Source organism: Massilia brevitalea, from assembly GCF_030711405.1.
In the GTDB taxonomy this organism is placed as follows: Bacteria; Pseudomonadota; Gammaproteobacteria; order Burkholderiales; family Burkholderiaceae_D; genus Telluria; species Telluria brevitalea.
Window position 1 is genome coordinate 127,139 of sequence record NZ_JAULSI010000002.1, and the last position, 16,639, is coordinate 143,777.

Consider the following 16,639-nt stretch of genomic DNA (forward strand, 5'->3'; position numbering starts at 1 on the left):
CGGCCAGTGCGACGCAGCCTGATGTGGATCGCAGTCATCATTCCTGCGCTTGTTGCTTGTGCGCGCAGCAGCACGGCGTCTGCCGGAATGCGTGATGACGCCCGTCTTCACCGCGGCGGCAACATCCCGGTCGGTACACTTTACCTCGATGCCAAGACCGACAAGGAAGGCGTGACGATCTATGACGACAAGGGTTACCGGATCGCCGGTTCTTCTTTCCTTAACCTGAAAGTCGCCAAGATGTCGAGTTTTCCAGGTGGCGAGCTCGGCTTGCCCAGGTCGATTCGGGCCTCCTGGCTCAAAGGTCCGTTTTCGTCCGACTCCAACGGCCGCTGGACAGGCGGCACAATCGTTGGCGATCATACCGCCCCTGTAGCCGAGCGCATTCCTGCCGAGGTAATTGACTATCTTCGCACCAAGGGCGGCAGCCTGCGTTTGAAGATCCGGCTCGTCGATACGGGCGTGTTGATCGGGTGGGACATCGAGACCCGGATCGTTGGGCAAGCACAGGCAAACGGCAAGGTGCCTAGTGCAATACGTTACGTCCTGGCCGGCGGCGATTTTTGCGAAAGACAGGTCTATGCCGGCCAGGTCGTGGAACCCGGCTGGGAACATCCGCCAACAAGCATCAATAACATGATCCGGAAAGAAAATTCCTGATGCCGAAAAAGGTCGCCGGCGATAACGGTACAAGGCTGACGCACGGACAATTACGGCGCTTGTCGCTCACGATGCAGCCGGCCAGACGCAGCCTGCTATGGTTCGCTGCCCTGATTCCCGTGCTGATGGCTTGCGCGCGCGGCGGTACGTCGTTCGCCGGCGATCGCGGCGGCGCTGGCAATCCGTCCCGCGACCGCAAAGTTCCTCTCGGCACGCTATACCTGGATGCGCGCGACAACACGTGCGGCGTGAAGATTCATAACGAGATGGGACATGAGATTGGCGGCGCATCGCTCCTCAACCTGCGTACCGCGAAAAAGTACAGTTTCCCTGGCGGCGAGCGCGGTTTGCCGGCGTCGATCCGTGCAACCTGGAGCACCTGCCAACGCACTCCCGGCGGCGCCTACACGGGAATCGGCGGCACACCCCTCGGCGACCATACTGCTGCGGTGGCCGAGCGCATTCCCGCCGAGGTTATCGACTATCTCCGCACCAAAGGCGGCGCCCTGCGCATAAAGGTCCGCATCGTGGACACCGGCGTGCTGGTCGGGTGGGACATCGAGACCCGGGTTGTTGGACAGGCCGAGGACAACGGCAGGGTGCCCAGCGCCATACGCTACGTCATGGCTGGTGGCGATTTTTGCGAACGGCAGGTCTATGCCGGCCAGGTCGTGGAACCCGGCTGGGAACATGCGCCTGGCAGTATCGACAACATGGCCCGCGGCAGCCGCCTCCCGCCGGCAGCGGGCGGCGCCACCTGAGCAGGCGGGCTGTCCGGTTCGCAGTCTTTCCGCGATGCCTTGGAGATATGCTGGCGATTCAAGGTAACCTATAATGGTCCTTTCGCACTTTCAAACGCCATCACATCATGGAATTAGCCAAGTCTTTCGAGCCCGCCGACATCGAGCAATACTGGCGCGCCGAGTGGGAACAGCGCGGGTACTTCGCCGCCACCCTCGACGCCGACAAACCATCGTTCAGCATCCAGCTGCCGCCGCCGAACGTGACGGGCACGCTGCACATGGGCCATGCGTTCAACCAGACCGTGATGGATGGCCTGACGCGCTACTACCGCATGCGCGGCTTTAATACCGCCTGGATCCCGGGTACCGACCACGCCGGCATCGCCACGCAGATCGTGGTCGAGCGCCAGCTCGACGCCCAGAAGATCTCGCGCCACGACCTCGGCCGCGATGAATTCATCAAGAAGGTCTGGGAGTGGAAGGAAAAGTCGGGCAATACCATTACCGGCCAGATGCGCCGCCTGGGCGCCTCGCCGGACTGGAAGCGCGAATACTTCACGATGGACGAGACGCGCTCGAAGACCGTGTCCGAAGTCTTCGTGCGCCTGTACGAGCAAGGCCTGATCTACCGCGGCAAGCGCCTGGTCAACTGGGACCCGGTGCTCGGCACCGCCGTCTCCGACCTGGAAGTCGACTCGGTCGAGGAAGACGGCTCGATGTGGTACATCCAGTACCCGCTGGCCGACGGCTCGGGCACGCTGACGGTGGCCACCACCCGTCCTGAAACCATGCTCGGCGACGTCGCCGTGGCGGTCGACCCGCTTGATGAGCGCTATGCTCACCTGCACGGCAAGATGCTGAAACTGCCGCTGACGGACCGCGAAATCCCGATCATCGCCGACTCGTACGTCGACAAGGAATTCGGCACCGGCTGCGTGAAGATCACGCCGGCGCACGACTTCAACGACTACGCCGTCGGCCAGCGCGCGGGCCTGGCGCCGATCACGATCATGACGCTCGACGCCAGGATCAACGAGAACGCCCCTGCCCAGTACCAGGGCCTGGACCGCTTCAAGGCGCGCAAGCAGATCGTCGCCGACCTCGAAGCGCTCGGCCTGCTGGAACAAGTGAAGCCGCACAAGCTGATGGTGCCGCGCGGCGACCGTACCGGCGTGGTCATCGAGCCGATGCTCACCGACCAGTGGTTCGTCGCCATGACCAAGCCGGCCCCGGAAGGCACCTTCAATCCGGGCAAGTCGATCACCGAAGTGGCGCTGGAAAAGGTCGCGAATGGCGAGATCAAGTTCGTCCCTGAGAACTGGTCCACGACCTACAACCAGTGGCTGGGCAACATCCAGGACTGGTGCATCTCGCGCCAGCTGTGGTGGGGCCACCGCATTCCGGCCTGGTTCGACGAGGCGGGCAACATCGTCGTCGCGCGCGACGAGGAAGAAGCGAAGGCCAAGGCCGCCGCACAGGGCATTACGGGCGAACTGCGCCGTGACGAAGACGTGCTCGACACCTGGTTCTCGTCTGCGCTCGTCCCCTTCTCGACCATGGGTTGGCCGGAAGAAACGCCGGACATGAAGATGTTCCTGCCGTCGTCGGTGCTGGTCACCGGCTTCGACATCATCTTCTTCTGGGTGGCGCGCATGGTCATGATGACTGCGCACTTCACCGGCAAGGTGCCGTTCGAGACCGTGTACGTGCACGGCCTGGTGCGCGATTCGCAGGGCCAGAAAATGTCCAAGTCGAAGGGCAATACCCTCGACCCGATCGACCTGATCGACGGCATCGACGTCGAGTCGCTGGTGGCCAAGCGCACTGCCGGCCTGATGGACCCGCGCGCCGCCGAGAAAATCGCCAAGGCCACGCGCAAGGAATTCCCGACCGGGATTCCATCGTTCGGCACCGACGCCGTGCGCTTCACCATGGCCAGCTACGCGTCCCTGGGCCGCAACATCAACTTCGACCTCGGCCGCGCCGAAGGCTACCGCAACTTCTGCAACAAGCTGTGGAATGCGACGCGCTTCGTGATGATGAACACCGAAGGCAAGGACTGCGGCGTGCCCGATCCGGCAGACCTGTCGCAGGCCGACAAGTGGATCGTCTCGCTGATGAACCGCGCCGAACTGGAAGTGGCGAAGGGCTTCGAGGACTACCGCTTCGACAACATCGCATCGGCCATCTACAAGTTCGTCTGGGACGAGTACTGCGACTGGTACCTGGAAGTGGCCAAGGTCACGGTCCAGCAAGGCACGGAAGCGCAGCAGCGCGCCACCCGCCACACGCTCTTGCGCGTGCTGGAAGTGATCCTGCGCCTGGCGCATCCGGTGATCCCGTTCGTGACCGAAGCGCTGTGGCAGGCGATTGCACCGCTGGCCGGCAAAACGGGGGACAGCATCATGCTGCAGCCCTACCCGATCGCCAACGAAGCCCTGATCAGCGAATCGGCCGAAGCCTGGATGGCCCAGCTGAAAGACCTGACGAATGCGACGCGTAACCTGCGCGGCGAAATGAAGCTGTCGCCGTCGGTGCGCGTGCCGCTGATCGTCGAGCCGGGCAACGACGCCGACCGTGCCAACATGGCCGGCTTTGCGCCCTTTATCGGGTCGCTCGGCAAGCTGGCCGAAGTGCAGATCGTCGACGCCCTGCCGGAATCGCCGGCGGCCGTGTCGATTGTCGGCACCACCAAGCTGATGCTGAAGGTCGAGATCGACGTTGCCGCCGAGCGCGAGCGCCTGTCCAAGGAGATCGCGCGTTTAAAGGGCGAAATCGCCAAGGCTGGCGGCAAGCTGTCGAGCGAAAGCTTCGTTGCCCGCGCACCGGCAGCCGTGGTGGCGCAGGAGCAGGAACGCCTGGCGAACTTCTCGGCCACGCTCGCCAAGATGGAAGAACAGCTGGCCAAGCTGCAGGCAGCCTGAGAGCCTGAATGAGGGAGCGGTATGGCGTGCAAGCGCCATACCGCTTTTTTTTCGCCCCTCGCTTTTAAACTCTACGTCCGGCTGCGCGCCGCGCCGCCAGCAGCGCGGCCAATCCCAGCCCCAGCATTCCCGCATGCGCAGGTTCCGGCACCGGCGGCACCCGCGTCACGACATTGTCGATGCGTGCCCAGTCTTCACCGTAGATATCGTCCGGATCGGGCGTGGTCATATACCAGTTGACGTAGTTCACGTTCTGGAAGCTGGCCGGCAGCTCGACAAAGGTCAGCGGCACTTCGCCCACGATGTTGTAGGTGGCGCCGGTATCGGCAATGAAGGTGGATGTGCCGCCCAGGTATTCGAAGCCGAACAGGTCGAAGTTCAGACCGTCCTCGCGCCGGATCTGGTAGGGCGAGGAACCGAACTGGCTGTGCAGCCACAGACTGCCGCTGCCGGGATGCAGGTGGCCGCCGCCAATGCCGGTTTCGAGCGAGGTGAAGCTGTAGCCGGATTCGGTGTACGAATCGATGTAGATGCCGTCGATCTCGTCGAAGTCGATGACGACGATGGCGGCCGAGGCGGCGCCGGCGCCGAACATGAAGGCAGCCGCCAGGGCCAGCCGTCTCAGAAAGTTGAATATGTTCATGGGATGTCCTCAATGCTGGGTTGAGAAGACGCAACAATTCATGTTTCAGCTTCCAGCATATGGATGAGCGGTGCACGTATATTGATGTGTTTCAAAGTGCGCGCTGAACCTCTGAAACATCCAGCAACGCTTTTGCTGCCATCTCCCGCACACAGTTTGCTACACTGCCCGCAAGCAAACCAATAACGGAGACTCACCTATGCGTACCCTGATCAAAGCCGGCCTGCTGGCCGCCATGCTGTGCACTTCGGCCGCCTGGGCCCAAACAGCCTCGCCGGTCGGTCTGTGGAAGACCATCGACGACGAAACCGGCAAGCCGAAAGCCCTGGTGCGCATCACCGAGGAAAACGGCGCCCTGCAAGGCAAGATCGAAAAGCTGTTCCTGGAAGCGAACGTCGACCAGAACCCGAAATGCGTGGCCTGCGAAGACTCGCGCAAGAACCAGCCGATCGTCGGCATGACCATCGTCTCGGGCCTGAAAAAAGACGGCAACGAGTACACCGGCGGCGAAATTCTCGACCCGAAAAAAGGCAAGATCTACAAGAGCAAGGCCACGCTGCGCGAAGGCGGCAAGCAGCTGGAAGTGCGCGGCTACATCGGCGCACCGATGTTCGGCCGCTCCCAGGTTTGGCAGCGCGAACAGTAAGCTGGTATTGTTTTCATTCGAAGCGGCCTGCGGGCCGCTTTTTTTATGAACGGAACACGATGACCCTCACCCAAAGCTACCTCTTCCTCGCCCTCGCCATCGTGGTCGAGGTGATCGGCACCACGGCCCTGAAAGCCACCGATAACTTTACCCGGCTGTGGCCGAGCATGCTGACCATCGTGTGCTACGCCGCCTCGTTCTACCTGCTGACCTTCAGCCTGAAGGTGCTGCCGACCGGGATTGCGTATGCGATCTGGTCGGGCGTAGGGATCGTCCTGATTTCGATCGTCAGCTGGGTGGTCTACAAGCAGAGCCTGGACCTGCCTGCGCTGATCGGGCTGGGGCTGATCATTGCGGGTGTGCTGGTGATTAACCTGTTTTCGAAGAGCGTGGGGCACTGATCGCCTGTCCAGGCAGAACCAGCCACAAGCTCGCTGCCCAGAAAACCAGCGCCAGCCCGCTCACGCCGGCGCCGAGCAGGCACACTCCCTGCCAGCCAGCGGCTGCGTAGACGGCCGTTGTCGCCAACGCGCCCAAGCCACTGCCGGCCGCATAAAACAGCATGTAGGCCGCGACCAGGCGGCTATGCCCATCCGCATGCGAACGGAAGATCATGCTCTGGTTCGTCACGTGGATCGCCTGCCCGCCCAGATCGAGCAGCACGATGCCGATGACGAGCGCCCAGAGCGACATGTCCAGCATGAACAAGGGTATCCACGCAGCAAGCAGCAGCACCAGTGCGCCGAACGTGGTGGCTTGTTCGAAGCCCTGGTCGGCCCAGCGTCCGGCGCGTGCGGCGGCCAGCGCACCGGCGGCGCCCACCAAGCCGAAAGCGCCGATTGCCGTGTGCGAGAAGGAATACGGTGCTGCGCTGAGCGGCAAGACGATGGCGCTCCAGAAGATGTTGAAAGCGGCGAACATCAGGAGTGCCAGCATGCCGCGGACCTGCAGGACACGGTCTTGCCGGAGCAGCAGGAAGGTCGAGCCGATCAGGCGGAGGTAATGCATGCGATGCGGCGCAGGCCCAAGGCGCGGCAGCCTCGAACCCAGCAACAGCGCCAGTACCAGCATGGCCCCCGCCGCACACAGATACACGCTGCGCCAGCCGCCGATATCGCTGATGCCGCCGGCGAGCATGCGCGCCAGCAGCAAGCCGAGAAAGACACCGCCCTGGGCGGCGCCCACCACCCTCCCCCGTTCATTCTCCGATGCGGCACTGGCGGCATAGGCGATGAGGCCCTGGGTCATGGCGGTGCCGAGCGCTCCGGTCAGCAGCATGGCCAGCAACAGCATCGCAGGCGACCATGCCAGTCCCACGAAGGCCAGCACGGCCGACAGCATCAGGGCCTGCGCCAGCATCAGCCGCCGCCGGTCGAGCAGGTCGCCGAGGGGAACGAGCAGCACCAGCGCCAGCGCACATCCCACTTGCGTGGCGCCGACCACTGTACCGATCGCGGCATGCGGGATGGAGAAATCGCTGGCCAGGGCGTCGAGGAGGGGCTGCGCGTAATACACGTTGGCGACACTGAGTCCGCTCGCGCAGGCAAACAGCAGGACGGCGCCACGCGACAGCGTCGGCGGCAGGCTCACCTGGACAGCGGATGTGATGGCATGGGCTTGCATAAGGTTCCTCCTCAAACTGGTTTCAAATTAAAACCAGTTGGAGCGTAGCCAGATTGGTTTTAAAATGCAACCAATTTTTGTGGAGACCCGTATTCGAAGATGAACAGCCGCAAGAACATGGAAGGGCAGCCCTGCCCGGTTGCGCGCTCGGTCGATGTTGTCGGCGACCGCTGGAGCCTGCTTGTCGTGCGCGATGCATTCGACGGCGTGCGCCGGTTCACCGACTTCCAGCGCAGCCTGGGAGTGGCGCGCAATATCCTGTCCGACCGCCTGCGCCGGCTGGTGGATGCGGGCATCCTGGCAACCCGGCCCGCGTCGGACAACAGCGCCTATCAGGAATACGTGTTGACCGAACAGGGCAAGTCCCTGTTCCCGGTTGTCGTGGCGCTGCGCCAGTGGGGCGAACGGCATTTGTACGCGGACGGCGAGCGCCATTCCGAACTGGTGGACAAGCGGACAGGAAAGCCCCTGCGCGCCATGGCGCCCATGGCCGCCGATGGTCATGTAGTATCGCCAGACGACACCGAGATAAGGAAGCGACCGTTGCCAGGGGAGCACTGAATTATTCCGGCGTGCTGGAGTCAGTCGCGAAACGTGCGTCCGGCGAGGCGTCAACCACACGTCGCTGCGCAGGACGCGGAAGGCGCAGCCGACCCGGCCATCGAATGGCGTCAGCTGTCTGCCTGGCCGCGGAACCGCGACCTGAACAGCGCGAGCACTGTTTCGATGCGATAAGGCTTGGCGACGCAAGGGTAGTGCTGGCTGTGCGTTTCTGCCAGCACAGGCGAGATGAAGCCTGTGGTCAGCACGATATGCACCTTCGGATACAGGTGCCGGACCGTTTCCGCCAGCTGCAAGCCGTTCATCCCCGGCATCATCACATCGGAAAAAACGGCATCGATCTCGGGGTCGGTTCCGAGGATCGCGAGCGCCTCCTGCGCCGAATGGGCGATCCTGGCATCGAGCCCATGTCCGCAAAACAGTGCTCCTGCCAGTTCGGCCAGGTCGGGTTCGTCGTCGACCACCAGGACCTTGCGTGGCGTGGAAGCGGATGACGGCACCTTGCCGCCGTCGGGCAGTGCGGACGATCCAGGGGGCGGAAAGCGGGGACCGGCAGCGCACTGCCGGTAATCCATGGACGTGTGCATGGCGGCTTTCATTGTTGGGAGGCAGCTATGCCAGCATCGCCAAACCCCTTGGGCAGGCGCGGCATTGTCACGGTAAAGGTGGTGCCCTCGGCCTCGGTGGAGACGAGGGAAATCGTGCCGCCATGCGCCTGGACGATCTGGCGCGAGATGTAGAGGCCGATGCCCAGGCTGGTTCGCTCGATGTAGTTGCTGCTGGAAACAGCCGGATCGCCGTCAGCGGCATGCGCATCGGCGGCGATGCGCACCATCGGATCGAACACGGCCGCCAGCTTCTCGGGCGCGACAGGTGTGCCGTGATTGTTAACGTCGATAATCACATCGGCCCCGCTGGCGCGCATGTTCACCCTTACCGGCGTCTCCAGGCTGCCATACTGGATGGCATTGCCGATCAGGTTGGACAAGACCTGGGCAATCCGGCCTTCGTCAAAGATCGCATCCAGCTGCGGCGCCGTCGTCAGCTCGATCAACTGCTCAGGATGCGAAGTACGCAACTCGTTGACGACTTCTTCGCAGACAGCGACCAGGCTGCCCTGCCTGACCCGGATTGGAATACCCGGCCCCAGGTGGGTCCGCGTGAAGTCGAGCAGGTCATTGATCAGCTTACTCATGCGCCTGGCACTGTTGAACATGCGTGTCGCCACCAGAACGTATTTTGGTGGAATGTCGAGCGCCTGCATCAGGAAGCTCGATCCGGTCACCACCGTGCCGAGCGGGTTGCGCAGATCGTGGCCGAGGATGGCCAGGAACATGTTCTGGGTCTGCTTGACCATGAGCTCGTAGCGCGCAACCGACTCGGCCAGGGCTTGGTCGATGGCTTCGTTGAAACGCGTGACGTCTTCCATGTGGGTCGATGGGGCTTCGCCGGCAAGGGCGGCCACCCACAGGGTCAGCACGCTCGAACGCAGGGCGCGGTATTCGGAGACCAGCTGGACAACGGTATAGCCGGACAACAGGCGCGCCTCGGCATGGGTTTCGGCGGCCGTGTCGTCCACCCCGCGCTTGCCAAGGCCACGCGACTTCGCGCAGCGCTCCTGCTCGGATTGCGGCACAGCCAGGTCGGTGCTGATCGCATGCAGCATCTGGCGCGCATGGTCGCGCAGTTCGGTGTCGTCCATGGTCAGTGCAGGTGGTTCGATGGTACGCGCAAAATCTTCCCAGGCTTGCAGAATCGGCTCCATGTTATTATGGATAAAGCCACTTAATCGGTGCGCTGGCATGTTGAAACCTTTATATGCCCCAATCCGCTGAGATTCAACGAAAATGGGTTACCCCATAATAACAGCCATTTCCGGAAACGCTCGAAATGAGAATAAATGCACGCGGGAGAAAATAAATCCGAAATAATTAGGTAAATCCCGGAAATCCCTGTATCTTCCATCTCGCACTACATCAAGTCGTTGTTATTGTTGGCCTTTCTTTCCTGTCTCGCCGTTTGGCGGTCCCGTCTGATTCCCTCCGTTACACCCTCTCTTGGTCGAATGTGCAATTCGGGCGCTTGCCCATGCAAATTTAAAAAGGATGCAATCATGACTACCCAAACCGGCACCGTAAAATGGTTCAACGATTCAAAAGGCTTCGGCTTCATTACCCCTGACGCAGGCGGCGGCGATTTGTTCGCGCATTTCCAGGATATTCAATCGCAGGGTTTCAAAAGCCTCGCTGAAAACCAGCGCGTATCGTTTGTGCGCTCGACTGGTCCAAAAGGCGAAAAAGCCGGGAATATCTGCGCGATCTGATCACGCAGCGAAGAATGGCGCGCACCATGCAGATAGCATGGGCGCCCGATGCAATACCGAAGAGCCCGCCAATTGGCGGGCTTTTTGCATGAATGGAAGGTTCGAATGGCGGCGCAGCCCGGCTGGCCGCTGGAGCGAGGCCTGATGCGCCGGTCTGCCCGGCGATGCCGGTCGGGCGAACACAGCAGCCGCATCGCCACGTGGCGCGGCACGCCGGCCAGCTGCATGAAGACGAAGGCCGGATAGGCGCCGTCGCTCTGCAGGATACGCAAAGCCTCCTCGACCCGGGCCGCAATGCGCGTGTTGGCCCGTGGATCCGCTCGTTTGCACTCTGACATGCGAGCCCCCACATCGTTTCCACGAGCCGATCATCCTAGCAAACCTGGCGGCCAACGGGGCCGCTCCCTACCTATCATTCCTGTTGGGGCCGCTACAAGGTCAGCGCCTGGGCGAGCGTACGACCGCCAGGATCACCAGCGCAAACAGGGCGCTGAGCACGGCGCTGGCTTCGCTCCCCATGCCGGCCGCGATGCCCACGGCCGAGGTCAGCCAGACGCTGGCGGCCGTGGTCAGGCCCCTGATGTCGTTCTGGTCCTTTTGCTTGAGGATGGCGCCGGCGCCAAGGAAGCCGATGCCGGCGGTAACGCCCTGCAGTACGCGCGACACATCCTCGATCTTCATTCCCGCCTGCAGCGGAATCAGCACGAACAGGGCCGAGCCGAGCGACACCAGCATGTGGGTGCGCAGGCCGGCCGAGGCGCCGGCGGATTCGCGTTCATAGCCAAGCAGGCCGCCCAGCACGACCGCCACCGTCAGGCGCAGCACGATGCGCGTGATGTCGTCCACGTCGCCCAGATCGGAAAACTCTGCCTGTATCGTCAGCCAGACTTGCTCGTACCACGCCATGCCTTCCCTCCCCCGCTATCGAAGGGAGATGATGCCAGCCCAGCCGGATGCATGGCGCATGGCTGGGCACCAGTCCGGCAAACGGTTTAGCGCATTACATCCAGCCGCGCACTACAGCCAGCCCGCATCGCGCGCCAGCCGGTAGGCCTCGACCCGGTTGCCGGCGCCGAGCTTGCTGATCGCCTCCGACAGGTAGTTGCGCACGGTGCCTTCGGACAGGTGGATCTGGCGCGCGATGTCGGCGCCGCTGGCGCCCTCGCCGGCCAGGCGCAGCACCTGGCGTTCGCGCTCGGTGAGCGGGTCCTGGGCGCCGCTCCAGCTTTCCAGCGCCAGCTCGGGCGCGATCGCGCGGCCACCGGCGTGCACGGTGCGGATCGCCGCGGCCAGCGCATCGGCCGGCGCGTCTTTCAGGAGAAAACCGCGCACGCCTGCGGACAGCGCGCGCCGCAGGTAGCCGCTGCGCCCGAACGTGGTGACGATCATCACGCGGCAGGGCGCCATGCGCGCGTCCTGGCGCGCCGCCAGCTGGGCCGCCAATTCCAGCCCTGTCATGCGCGGCATCTCGATATCGGTCAGCACGATGTCGGGCGCGTGCTGACCGCACAGGGCCAGCGCCTCGGCGCCGTCGGCGGCGGTGGCGACCACCTCGATGTCAGGCTCCAGACCGAGCAGCGCAGCCAGGGCGCCGCGCACCATGGCCTGGTCTTCGGCGATCAGGATGCGGATCATGCGGTTTCTCCGGCCGGCACGCGCAACTCCAGCGCCAGGCCGCTCGTTGCAGCCACCGCCAGCGCGAGCTTGCCGCCGATTGCCGCGGCCCGCTCCTGCATGCCGCTCAGGCCATTCCCCTGGCGCAGGCCGTGCAGGTCGTGCACGTTGCGCAGGCGTGCACCGTCATCCTTCACGCGCAGCACGGCGCTGCCCTGCTCCAGCACCAGCGACAGGGTGCAGCGGCGCGCGCCGGCATGGCGTACGACGTTGGTCACGGCCTCGCGCAGGGCCAGCGCCACCACATGTTCGGCGGCCGGCGCCAGTTTTACACGCTCGACTTGTTCGTCGAGCTCGACGTCGGCAGCGGCCAGGCTGGCGCGTGCGCTTGCCAATGCATGGACCAAGCCACTTTCGCGGTAGCCGCTGACGGCGCTGCGCACTTCGCCCAGCGCCTGGCGCGCGGTCGCTTCGATGTCGGCGATCTCGCGCTTGCATGCCTCCGGGTTGCGGTCGGCCAGCTTGCCGGACAGTTCCGCCTTCAGCGCAATCAGCGACAGCGAATGGCCGAGCAGGTCGTGCAGGTCGCGCGAGATGCGTTCGCGCTCGGCGATGGTGGCCATGTGCTCGACTTCTTCCTGCTTGCGCAGCAGTTCCTGGCGCGAGCGGCGCAGGCGCGCATCCATGATCGAGCCCATGCTCACCGGCAGGCCGGCGGTAAGCAGGGGCAACAGGAACAGGAAGCGCGTCTGCGCCGACTCGGCCAGCAGCGAGGCCAGGAAAGCGGCCACGAACACGGCGCCGATCGCCAGCACGGCGCGCCGGATGTCGGGGTAGCGCGCCGCCATGGCGCAGGCGAAGATGAAGAAGGTGGCGGCGCCGATGTTCCAGCGCACCCAGGCCGCGCCGAGCAGGCAGCCGGCCGCGATGCAGCCCGCCACCTGCCAGCCGCGCGCCCAGTAGCTGGCGCAGTACAGCCAGACGAAGAACACGACCGTCAGCGCCAGCAGGGCTGCTTCCACCGGCGTCGGCGGCACATAGGCATACTTCCAGAACAGGTAGCCGAGGCTGAGCAGCCAGAGGTAAGGCGTCTTGCCGTACTCCGCCGGAATCCAGGGCCTGGCCCGCAACCTTGCCATGGCTTGACGTATCGTGTTCATCGCTGTGGTCCTCTTATGGTTATTGCGTCAGCAGGCGCACGTCGACGATCTCGAAGCGATAGTCGCCCGGTTGCGGACCGGCGTTAAATCCTAACATGGTCACGGTGGCCGGATCGATGCCTTTCAGCTCGCGCAAGGCTACGCTGACTTCGGCCCATTCCGGGCCTGTCGTGAACGATTGCGCGCCCGGGGTCGGCACGCCCTGCGACATGGCGATCATCTGGTAGGTCCTGCCGTCGCCGCGCACCTTGAAGCGCACCGTTTTCACGGCGCTGAAGTCGGCAGGCGCCATCGGCTGCGCCCCCGGCATGAAGGCCAGGCCGGCCCAGGCGAAAGGCAGGCCCGGCGCCACTGTCGCGTCGACCGCCAGCGGCACCTGGCCATCCGCCAGCGCCTGGCCCGGGGTCAGGACCACGGTCGATTTGGCGCCTGCAAAACTGTCGGTCGAGGCGCTCCAGCCCATGCCGATCGGGCTGGCCAGGCGCTGCGCGCTGAACTGGCTGATGCGGCCATCCGGCGGCAATGCCAGGCCCTTGCCTGCCCCCCGCTGGGGCGCCTGCGCCGCCTTGGCCACCTGCTGGCGCTGGCGCTCGCGCAGGCCGTTGGCGCTGGCGCCGTCCTTCCACACCTCGACGATGCGGCGCGTGGCCAGGATGTCGGCCGCCGGATTGCCCTCCACCAGCAGCAGGTCGGCCTTGTAGCCCTGTGCGATGCGCCCGCGCTTGCCCAGCCTGAAGACCTGGGCCGGCACGCTGGTGGCCGCCGCCAGCGCCTGCGCCGGCGTCAGGCCGGCGTCGACCAGCGCCTTCAGCTCGCGGTGCATGCTCACGCCATACTGGGTGCCGGGATTGCCGGCGTCGGTCCCGGCCAGCACCGGTACGCCGGCTTGTATCAATGCCGCGGTCACGGCTTTCGGTGCAGCCAGCAGCTCGGCGCGTTCCTTGTTGCCGTAGTGGGTCTTCAGGGGCGCCTGGGCATCCTTGTCGAGCAGGCCTGCCAGGCCCGGGTCGGCCAGCAAATCGTCGCCGCGCCAGCCGGCCATGCTTTCCAGGACCGCGAAGGTCGGGATCACGAAGGCGCCCTCCCTGCGCGCCAGCCGCGCCAGTCCCGCCGCATCGCTCGACGCGGCCGGGAACAGGTGCACCAGGCCGTCGGCGCCGGCTTCCAGCATGGCGCGCGCATCCTGCTCGTTGCCGATGTGGACCACGGCCAGCTTGCCGCGCAGGTGGGCCGCATCGATCACCGCCTTCGCCGTGGCCAGGCTGATCGACTGCATGCCGTAGCCGCCACCCATCACGATCTTGATGAAGTCCGAGCCTTCGGCGATGCGGGCGTCGACAAAGGCCTGGGCCTGTTCCGGTCCGGTGATCGTCGGGATGAGCAGGCCGAACTGCGTGCCGTGGCCGTTCGGCGCGGTGACCAGGGTGCCGGCCGAGAACAGGTCTGCATGGTCGTGGCGGCTGCCCTGCGCCATCTCCTGTTTGGCCGCCTTCATCAGCTCGATGTCGGTGAACATGTCGACCTGGGTGGTCACGCCGAACAGCACCGGCAGCTCCTGCCAGCGGAAGGCATGGGTGTGGGCGTCGATCAGGCCCGGCAGCAGGGTGCGGCCGGCGCCGCTCACGATGCGCGCCCCTTGCGGCGCCGCGCCGCGAAAATTCGCATCGAGGATGGTGGCGCCGTCGAACAGCACCGAGCGGCGCTCGTGCACGGCCTTGCCGTCGAAGACGCGCACGTCCTGCACCAGGGTGGCGGCGGCGAGTGCGTACGAGCTGGTGGCCAGGCCGGCGCACAGCAGCAGGGTTACCGGGATGATCCGCTTCATGGTGCACTTCCGGCGGCCTGGCCTGCGCCTTCGAGCAGGCGCACGTCGGCGATCTCGAATCGGTAGTCGCCGGGTTCCGGGCCGGCGTTGAAGCCGATCATGGTCACCAGGGCCGGATCGACGCCGGCGAAGCGGGTCAGCGGCACGACCACTTCCTGCCACTGCGCGCGGGCCGTGAACGGCACGGTCGCGGGGATCGTCACACCTTGCGACAGCATGCTGACCGTATAGCGTCCGCCATCGCCGCGTACGCGAAAGCGCAGTTCCTTGGCGGCGCTCAGGTTGGCCGGCTGCATCTGCTGCGCGCCGGGTGCGAAGTACAGGCCGGCCCAGGGATATGGAAAGCCCGGCACGATCTTCGCCGTCACTGCCACCGCTTCCTGGCCGCCCTCGCCCGGCACGACCTGCAGCGTCGCGCTCGACTTCCCGCCCATCATGCTGTCGTAGGAAGCGCCCCATCCCTTGCCGAAGGGGCTGGCCAGCTTGTCCTTGCCGAACAGGCTGATGCGGCCGTCGGGCGGCAGGCGCACCGGGGCCAGGCCGGGCACGGTGTTTTCCTGCGCCACCCGCGCGCGCTGGCGTTCGCGCAGCGGCGCGGCGCTCTCGCCATCCTTCCACACCTCGACGATGCGGCGCGTGGCCGCGATGTCCGCCAGCGGATTGCCCTCCACCAGCAGCAGGTCGGCCTTGTAGCCGTCGGCGATGTGTCCGCGCTGGCCAAGGCGGAACAGACGCGCCGGCGCGCTGGTGGCGGCGGCCAGCGCTTCGCCCGGCGTGAGGCCGGCCGCGACCAGCGCCGCCAGTTCGTGGTGCATGCTGACGCCGTACTGGGTGCCCGGGTTGCCGGCATCGGTCCCGGCCAGCACCGGCACGCCGGCGCGGCGCAGCGCCGCCGTCACCGCCTTTGGCGCCGTCAGCAGGGCCGGCATCGGCGACTGGCCGTAGCTCGCCTTCAGGGGCAGCGCCTGTTCCTTGTCGAGCAGGCTGGCCAGGGCGGGATCGGCCAGCAGCTCGTCCGGCTTGACGCCGGCCATGCTCTCGAGCGCCGAGAAGGTCGGCACCACGAAGGCCCGCCTGGCGCCGGCCAGCTTTGCCAGCGCCGCGGCGTCGCCCGCGCTGATCGTGCTGCCGACGAACAGGTGCACCAGGCCGTCGGCGCCGGCGTCCAGCGCGGCGCGCGCGTTCTCCGGCGTGCTGACATGGACCACGGCCAGCTTGCCGCGCCGGTGCGCCGCCTCGATCAGGGCTTTCACGGTCGGCAGGTCGAGAGTGGCCATGCGCTGCGCGCCATGCCCGCTCTCGAGCACGATCTTGATGAAGTGCGAGCCTTCGGCGATGCGGGCGTCGACAAAGCCTTGCGCCTCGGCCGGCGTGGCGAGCGTCGGGATCGCCATGCCGAACTGGGTGCCGTGGCCGCCCTTGGCCGTGGCCAGGGTGCCGGCCGAGAACATGTCGGCGCGCTGCGTGTTCTTCCCGGCCGCCATCGCCGCGCGCATGTCCTGCATCACCTGCACGCCGGTGAACATGTCGACCTGGGTGGTCACGCCGAACAGCAGCGGCAGGTCGAGATAGCGGAAGGCGTGCACGTGCGAATCGATCAGGCCCGGCAGCAGGGTGCGGCCGGCGCCGTCGACGATGCGCGCGCCTTGCGGCGCCGCGCCGCGGTAGTCCGCGCTCTTGATGGTGGCGCCGTCGAACAGCACCGAGCGGCGCTCGTGCACGGCCTCGCCGTCGAAGACGCGGACGTTCTGGACCAGGGTGGCGGCGGCCAGCGCCTGGCTGCCGGCGGCCAGGCCGGTGCACAGCAGCAGGTACTTCAGGGTGGCAGGTTTCATCGGTCTCTCCCGGTAGTTGGTATGAGCCGATTATGCGGATGCCGCGGCGGCGGCGGCAGAAGCAAGCGCCACCACTTTGGGG

At 65.3% G+C, this 16,639-nt stretch carries 16 protein-coding genes; 7 read left to right on the plus strand and 9 right to left on the minus strand.

Going from position 1 to position 16,639, the window contains the following annotated elements:
* Positions 1 to 21 precede the first annotated feature (21 nt).
* From QWL29_RS01520 to QWL29_RS01530, 3 genes are all read left to right on the plus strand, one after another.
* Complete coding sequence (locus QWL29_RS01520; protein ID WP_305821127.1) at positions 22 to 660, plus strand: hypothetical protein; 639 nt, start codon at positions 22 to 24, stop codon at positions 658 to 660.
* Entirely contained in the window at positions 660 to 1,421 is a 762-nt protein-coding gene (locus QWL29_RS01525; protein ID WP_305821128.1) for a hypothetical protein, read from the plus strand. Before QWL29_RS01520 ends, QWL29_RS01525 begins: the two co-directional genes overlap by 1 nt.
* 107 nt (positions 1,422 to 1,528) lie before the next feature.
* Positions 1,529 to 4,327 (plus strand): valine--tRNA ligase, encoded by a 2,799-nt coding sequence (locus QWL29_RS01530; RefSeq protein WP_305821129.1) that lies wholly within the window; start codon positions 1,529 to 1,531, stop codon positions 4,325 to 4,327.
* A gap of 64 nt (positions 4,328 to 4,391) precedes the next feature.
* Here the strand turns inward: QWL29_RS01530 and QWL29_RS01535 are convergent, their stop codons facing one another.
* On the minus strand, positions 4,392 to 4,970 hold the full coding sequence (locus tag QWL29_RS01535) for a PEP-CTERM sorting domain-containing protein (protein ID WP_305821130.1): 579 nt from the start codon (positions 4,968 to 4,970) through the stop codon (positions 4,392 to 4,394).
* Between the two features lie 199 nt (positions 4,971 to 5,169).
* On the opposite strand from QWL29_RS01535, the gene QWL29_RS01540 reads away from it, so the two are divergent.
* Both QWL29_RS01540 and QWL29_RS01545 read left to right on the plus strand, forming a co-directional pair.
* The gene (locus QWL29_RS01540) at positions 5,170 to 5,616 is read left to right on the plus strand and encodes a DUF2147 domain-containing protein (RefSeq protein ID WP_305821131.1); all 447 of its coding nucleotides are present in this window, start codon (positions 5,170 to 5,172) and stop codon (positions 5,614 to 5,616) included.
* A gap of 59 nt (positions 5,617 to 5,675) precedes the next feature.
* Complete coding sequence (locus QWL29_RS01545; protein ID WP_229438135.1) at positions 5,676 to 6,017, plus strand: SMR family transporter; 342 nt, start codon at positions 5,676 to 5,678, stop codon at positions 6,015 to 6,017.
* On the opposite strand, the gene QWL29_RS01550 is transcribed toward QWL29_RS01545, so the two are convergent.
* Positions 5,986 to 7,239, minus strand: coding sequence for an MFS transporter (locus tag QWL29_RS01550; protein WP_305821132.1), 1,254 nt, complete (start codon positions 7,237 to 7,239; stop codon positions 5,986 to 5,988). The genes QWL29_RS01545 and QWL29_RS01550 overlap by 32 nt on opposite strands.
* 99 nt (positions 7,240 to 7,338) lie before the next feature.
* Between QWL29_RS01550 and QWL29_RS01555 the strand changes: the two genes are divergently transcribed.
* Positions 7,339 to 7,800: a winged helix-turn-helix transcriptional regulator gene (locus tag QWL29_RS01555; protein ID WP_305821133.1), complete on the plus strand. Its 462-nt coding sequence runs from the start codon at positions 7,339 to 7,341 to the stop codon at positions 7,798 to 7,800.
* Between the two features lie 110 nt (positions 7,801 to 7,910).
* On the opposite strand, the gene QWL29_RS01560 is transcribed toward QWL29_RS01555, so the two are convergent.
* Both QWL29_RS01560 and QWL29_RS01565 read right to left on the minus strand, forming a co-directional pair.
* Positions 7,911 to 8,387 (minus strand): response regulator, encoded by a 477-nt coding sequence (locus QWL29_RS01560; RefSeq protein WP_305821134.1) that lies wholly within the window; start codon positions 8,385 to 8,387, stop codon positions 7,911 to 7,913.
* Between the two features lie 8 nt (positions 8,388 to 8,395).
* Positions 8,396 to 9,565, minus strand: a complete 1,170-nt coding sequence (locus tag QWL29_RS01565) for an ATP-binding protein (RefSeq protein WP_370663653.1) — start codon at positions 9,563 to 9,565, stop codon at positions 8,396 to 8,398.
* 348 nt (positions 9,566 to 9,913) lie between these two features.
* On the opposite strand from QWL29_RS01565, the gene QWL29_RS01570 reads away from it, so the two are divergent.
* The gene (locus tag QWL29_RS01570) at positions 9,914 to 10,123 is read left to right on the plus strand and encodes a cold-shock protein (RefSeq protein WP_305821136.1); all 210 of its coding nucleotides are present in this window, start codon (positions 9,914 to 9,916) and stop codon (positions 10,121 to 10,123) included.
* 438 nt (positions 10,124 to 10,561) lie between these two features.
* On the opposite strand, the gene QWL29_RS01575 is transcribed toward QWL29_RS01570, so the two are convergent.
* From QWL29_RS01575 to QWL29_RS01595, 5 genes are all read right to left on the minus strand, one after another.
* Positions 10,562 to 11,029 (minus strand): MgtC/SapB family protein, encoded by a 468-nt coding sequence (locus tag QWL29_RS01575; RefSeq protein WP_305821137.1) that lies wholly within the window; start codon positions 11,027 to 11,029, stop codon positions 10,562 to 10,564.
* A 111-nt stretch (positions 11,030 to 11,140) separates the two neighbouring features.
* Positions 11,141 to 11,758 carry a response regulator transcription factor gene (locus QWL29_RS01580; RefSeq protein WP_305821138.1) on the minus strand — a complete coding sequence of 206 codons (618 nt, stop codon included), beginning with the start codon at positions 11,756 to 11,758 and terminating at the stop codon, positions 11,141 to 11,143.
* The gene (locus tag QWL29_RS01585; protein ID WP_305821139.1) at positions 11,755 to 12,897 is read right to left on the minus strand and encodes a sensor histidine kinase; all 1,143 of its coding nucleotides are present in this window, start codon (positions 12,895 to 12,897) and stop codon (positions 11,755 to 11,757) included. The genes QWL29_RS01580 and QWL29_RS01585 overlap by 4 nt, the downstream gene beginning before the upstream one ends.
* Positions 12,898 to 12,916: 19 nt before the next feature.
* Positions 12,917 to 14,722 carry an amidohydrolase family protein gene (locus tag QWL29_RS01590; RefSeq protein ID WP_305821140.1) on the minus strand — a complete coding sequence of 602 codons (1,806 nt, stop codon included), beginning with the start codon at positions 14,720 to 14,722 and terminating at the stop codon, positions 12,917 to 12,919.
* Positions 14,719 to 16,557: a CIA30 family protein gene (locus tag QWL29_RS01595; RefSeq protein WP_305821141.1), complete on the minus strand. Its 1,839-nt coding sequence runs from the start codon at positions 16,555 to 16,557 to the stop codon at positions 14,719 to 14,721. The genes QWL29_RS01590 and QWL29_RS01595 overlap by 4 nt, the downstream gene beginning before the upstream one ends.
* Positions 16,558 to 16,639 lie beyond the last annotated feature (82 nt).

What these genes read in the sequence shown, in the direction of transcription:
- QWL29_RS01575 (WP_305821137.1), bottom strand. Translation starts at nt 11,029, where the DNA reads ATGGCGTGGTACGAGCAAGTCTGGCTGACGATACAGGCAGAGTTTTCC.
- QWL29_RS01525 (WP_305821128.1), top strand. Translation starts at nt 660, where the DNA reads ATGCCGAAAAAGGTCGCCGGCGATAACGGTACAAGGCTGACGCACGGA.
- QWL29_RS01585 (WP_305821139.1), bottom strand. Translation starts at nt 12,897, where the DNA reads ATGAACACGATACGTCAAGCCATGGCAAGGTTGCGGGCCAGGCCCTGG.
- QWL29_RS01590 (WP_305821140.1), bottom strand. Translation starts at nt 14,722, where the DNA reads ATGAAGCGGATCATCCCGGTAACCCTGCTGCTGTGCGCCGGCCTGGCC.
- QWL29_RS01535 (WP_305821130.1), bottom strand. Translation starts at nt 4,970, where the DNA reads ATGAACATATTCAACTTTCTGAGACGGCTGGCCCTGGCGGCTGCCTTC.
- QWL29_RS01560 (WP_305821134.1), bottom strand. Translation starts at nt 8,387, where the DNA reads ATGCACACGTCCATGGATTACCGGCAGTGCGCTGCCGGTCCCCGCTTT.
- QWL29_RS01595 (WP_305821141.1), bottom strand. Translation starts at nt 16,557, where the DNA reads ATGAAACCTGCCACCCTGAAGTACCTGCTGCTGTGCACCGGCCTGGCC.
- QWL29_RS01555 (WP_305821133.1), top strand. Translation starts at nt 7,339, where the DNA reads ATGAACAGCCGCAAGAACATGGAAGGGCAGCCCTGCCCGGTTGCGCGC.
- QWL29_RS01580 (WP_305821138.1), bottom strand. Translation starts at nt 11,758, where the DNA reads ATGATCCGCATCCTGATCGCCGAAGACCAGGCCATGGTGCGCGGCGCC.
- QWL29_RS01545 (WP_229438135.1), top strand. Translation starts at nt 5,676, where the DNA reads ATGACCCTCACCCAAAGCTACCTCTTCCTCGCCCTCGCCATCGTGGTC.
- QWL29_RS01565 (WP_370663653.1), bottom strand. Translation starts at nt 9,565, where the DNA reads ATGGAGCCGATTCTGCAAGCCTGGGAAGATTTTGCGCGTACCATCGAA.
- QWL29_RS01520 (WP_305821127.1), top strand. Translation starts at nt 22, where the DNA reads ATGTGGATCGCAGTCATCATTCCTGCGCTTGTTGCTTGTGCGCGCAGC.
- QWL29_RS01540 (WP_305821131.1), top strand. Translation starts at nt 5,170, where the DNA reads ATGCGTACCCTGATCAAAGCCGGCCTGCTGGCCGCCATGCTGTGCACT.
- QWL29_RS01550 (WP_305821132.1), bottom strand. Translation starts at nt 7,239, where the DNA reads ATGCAAGCCCATGCCATCACATCCGCTGTCCAGGTGAGCCTGCCGCCG.
- QWL29_RS01530 (WP_305821129.1), top strand. Translation starts at nt 1,529, where the DNA reads ATGGAATTAGCCAAGTCTTTCGAGCCCGCCGACATCGAGCAATACTGG.
- QWL29_RS01570 (WP_305821136.1), top strand. Translation starts at nt 9,914, where the DNA reads ATGACTACCCAAACCGGCACCGTAAAATGGTTCAACGATTCAAAAGGC.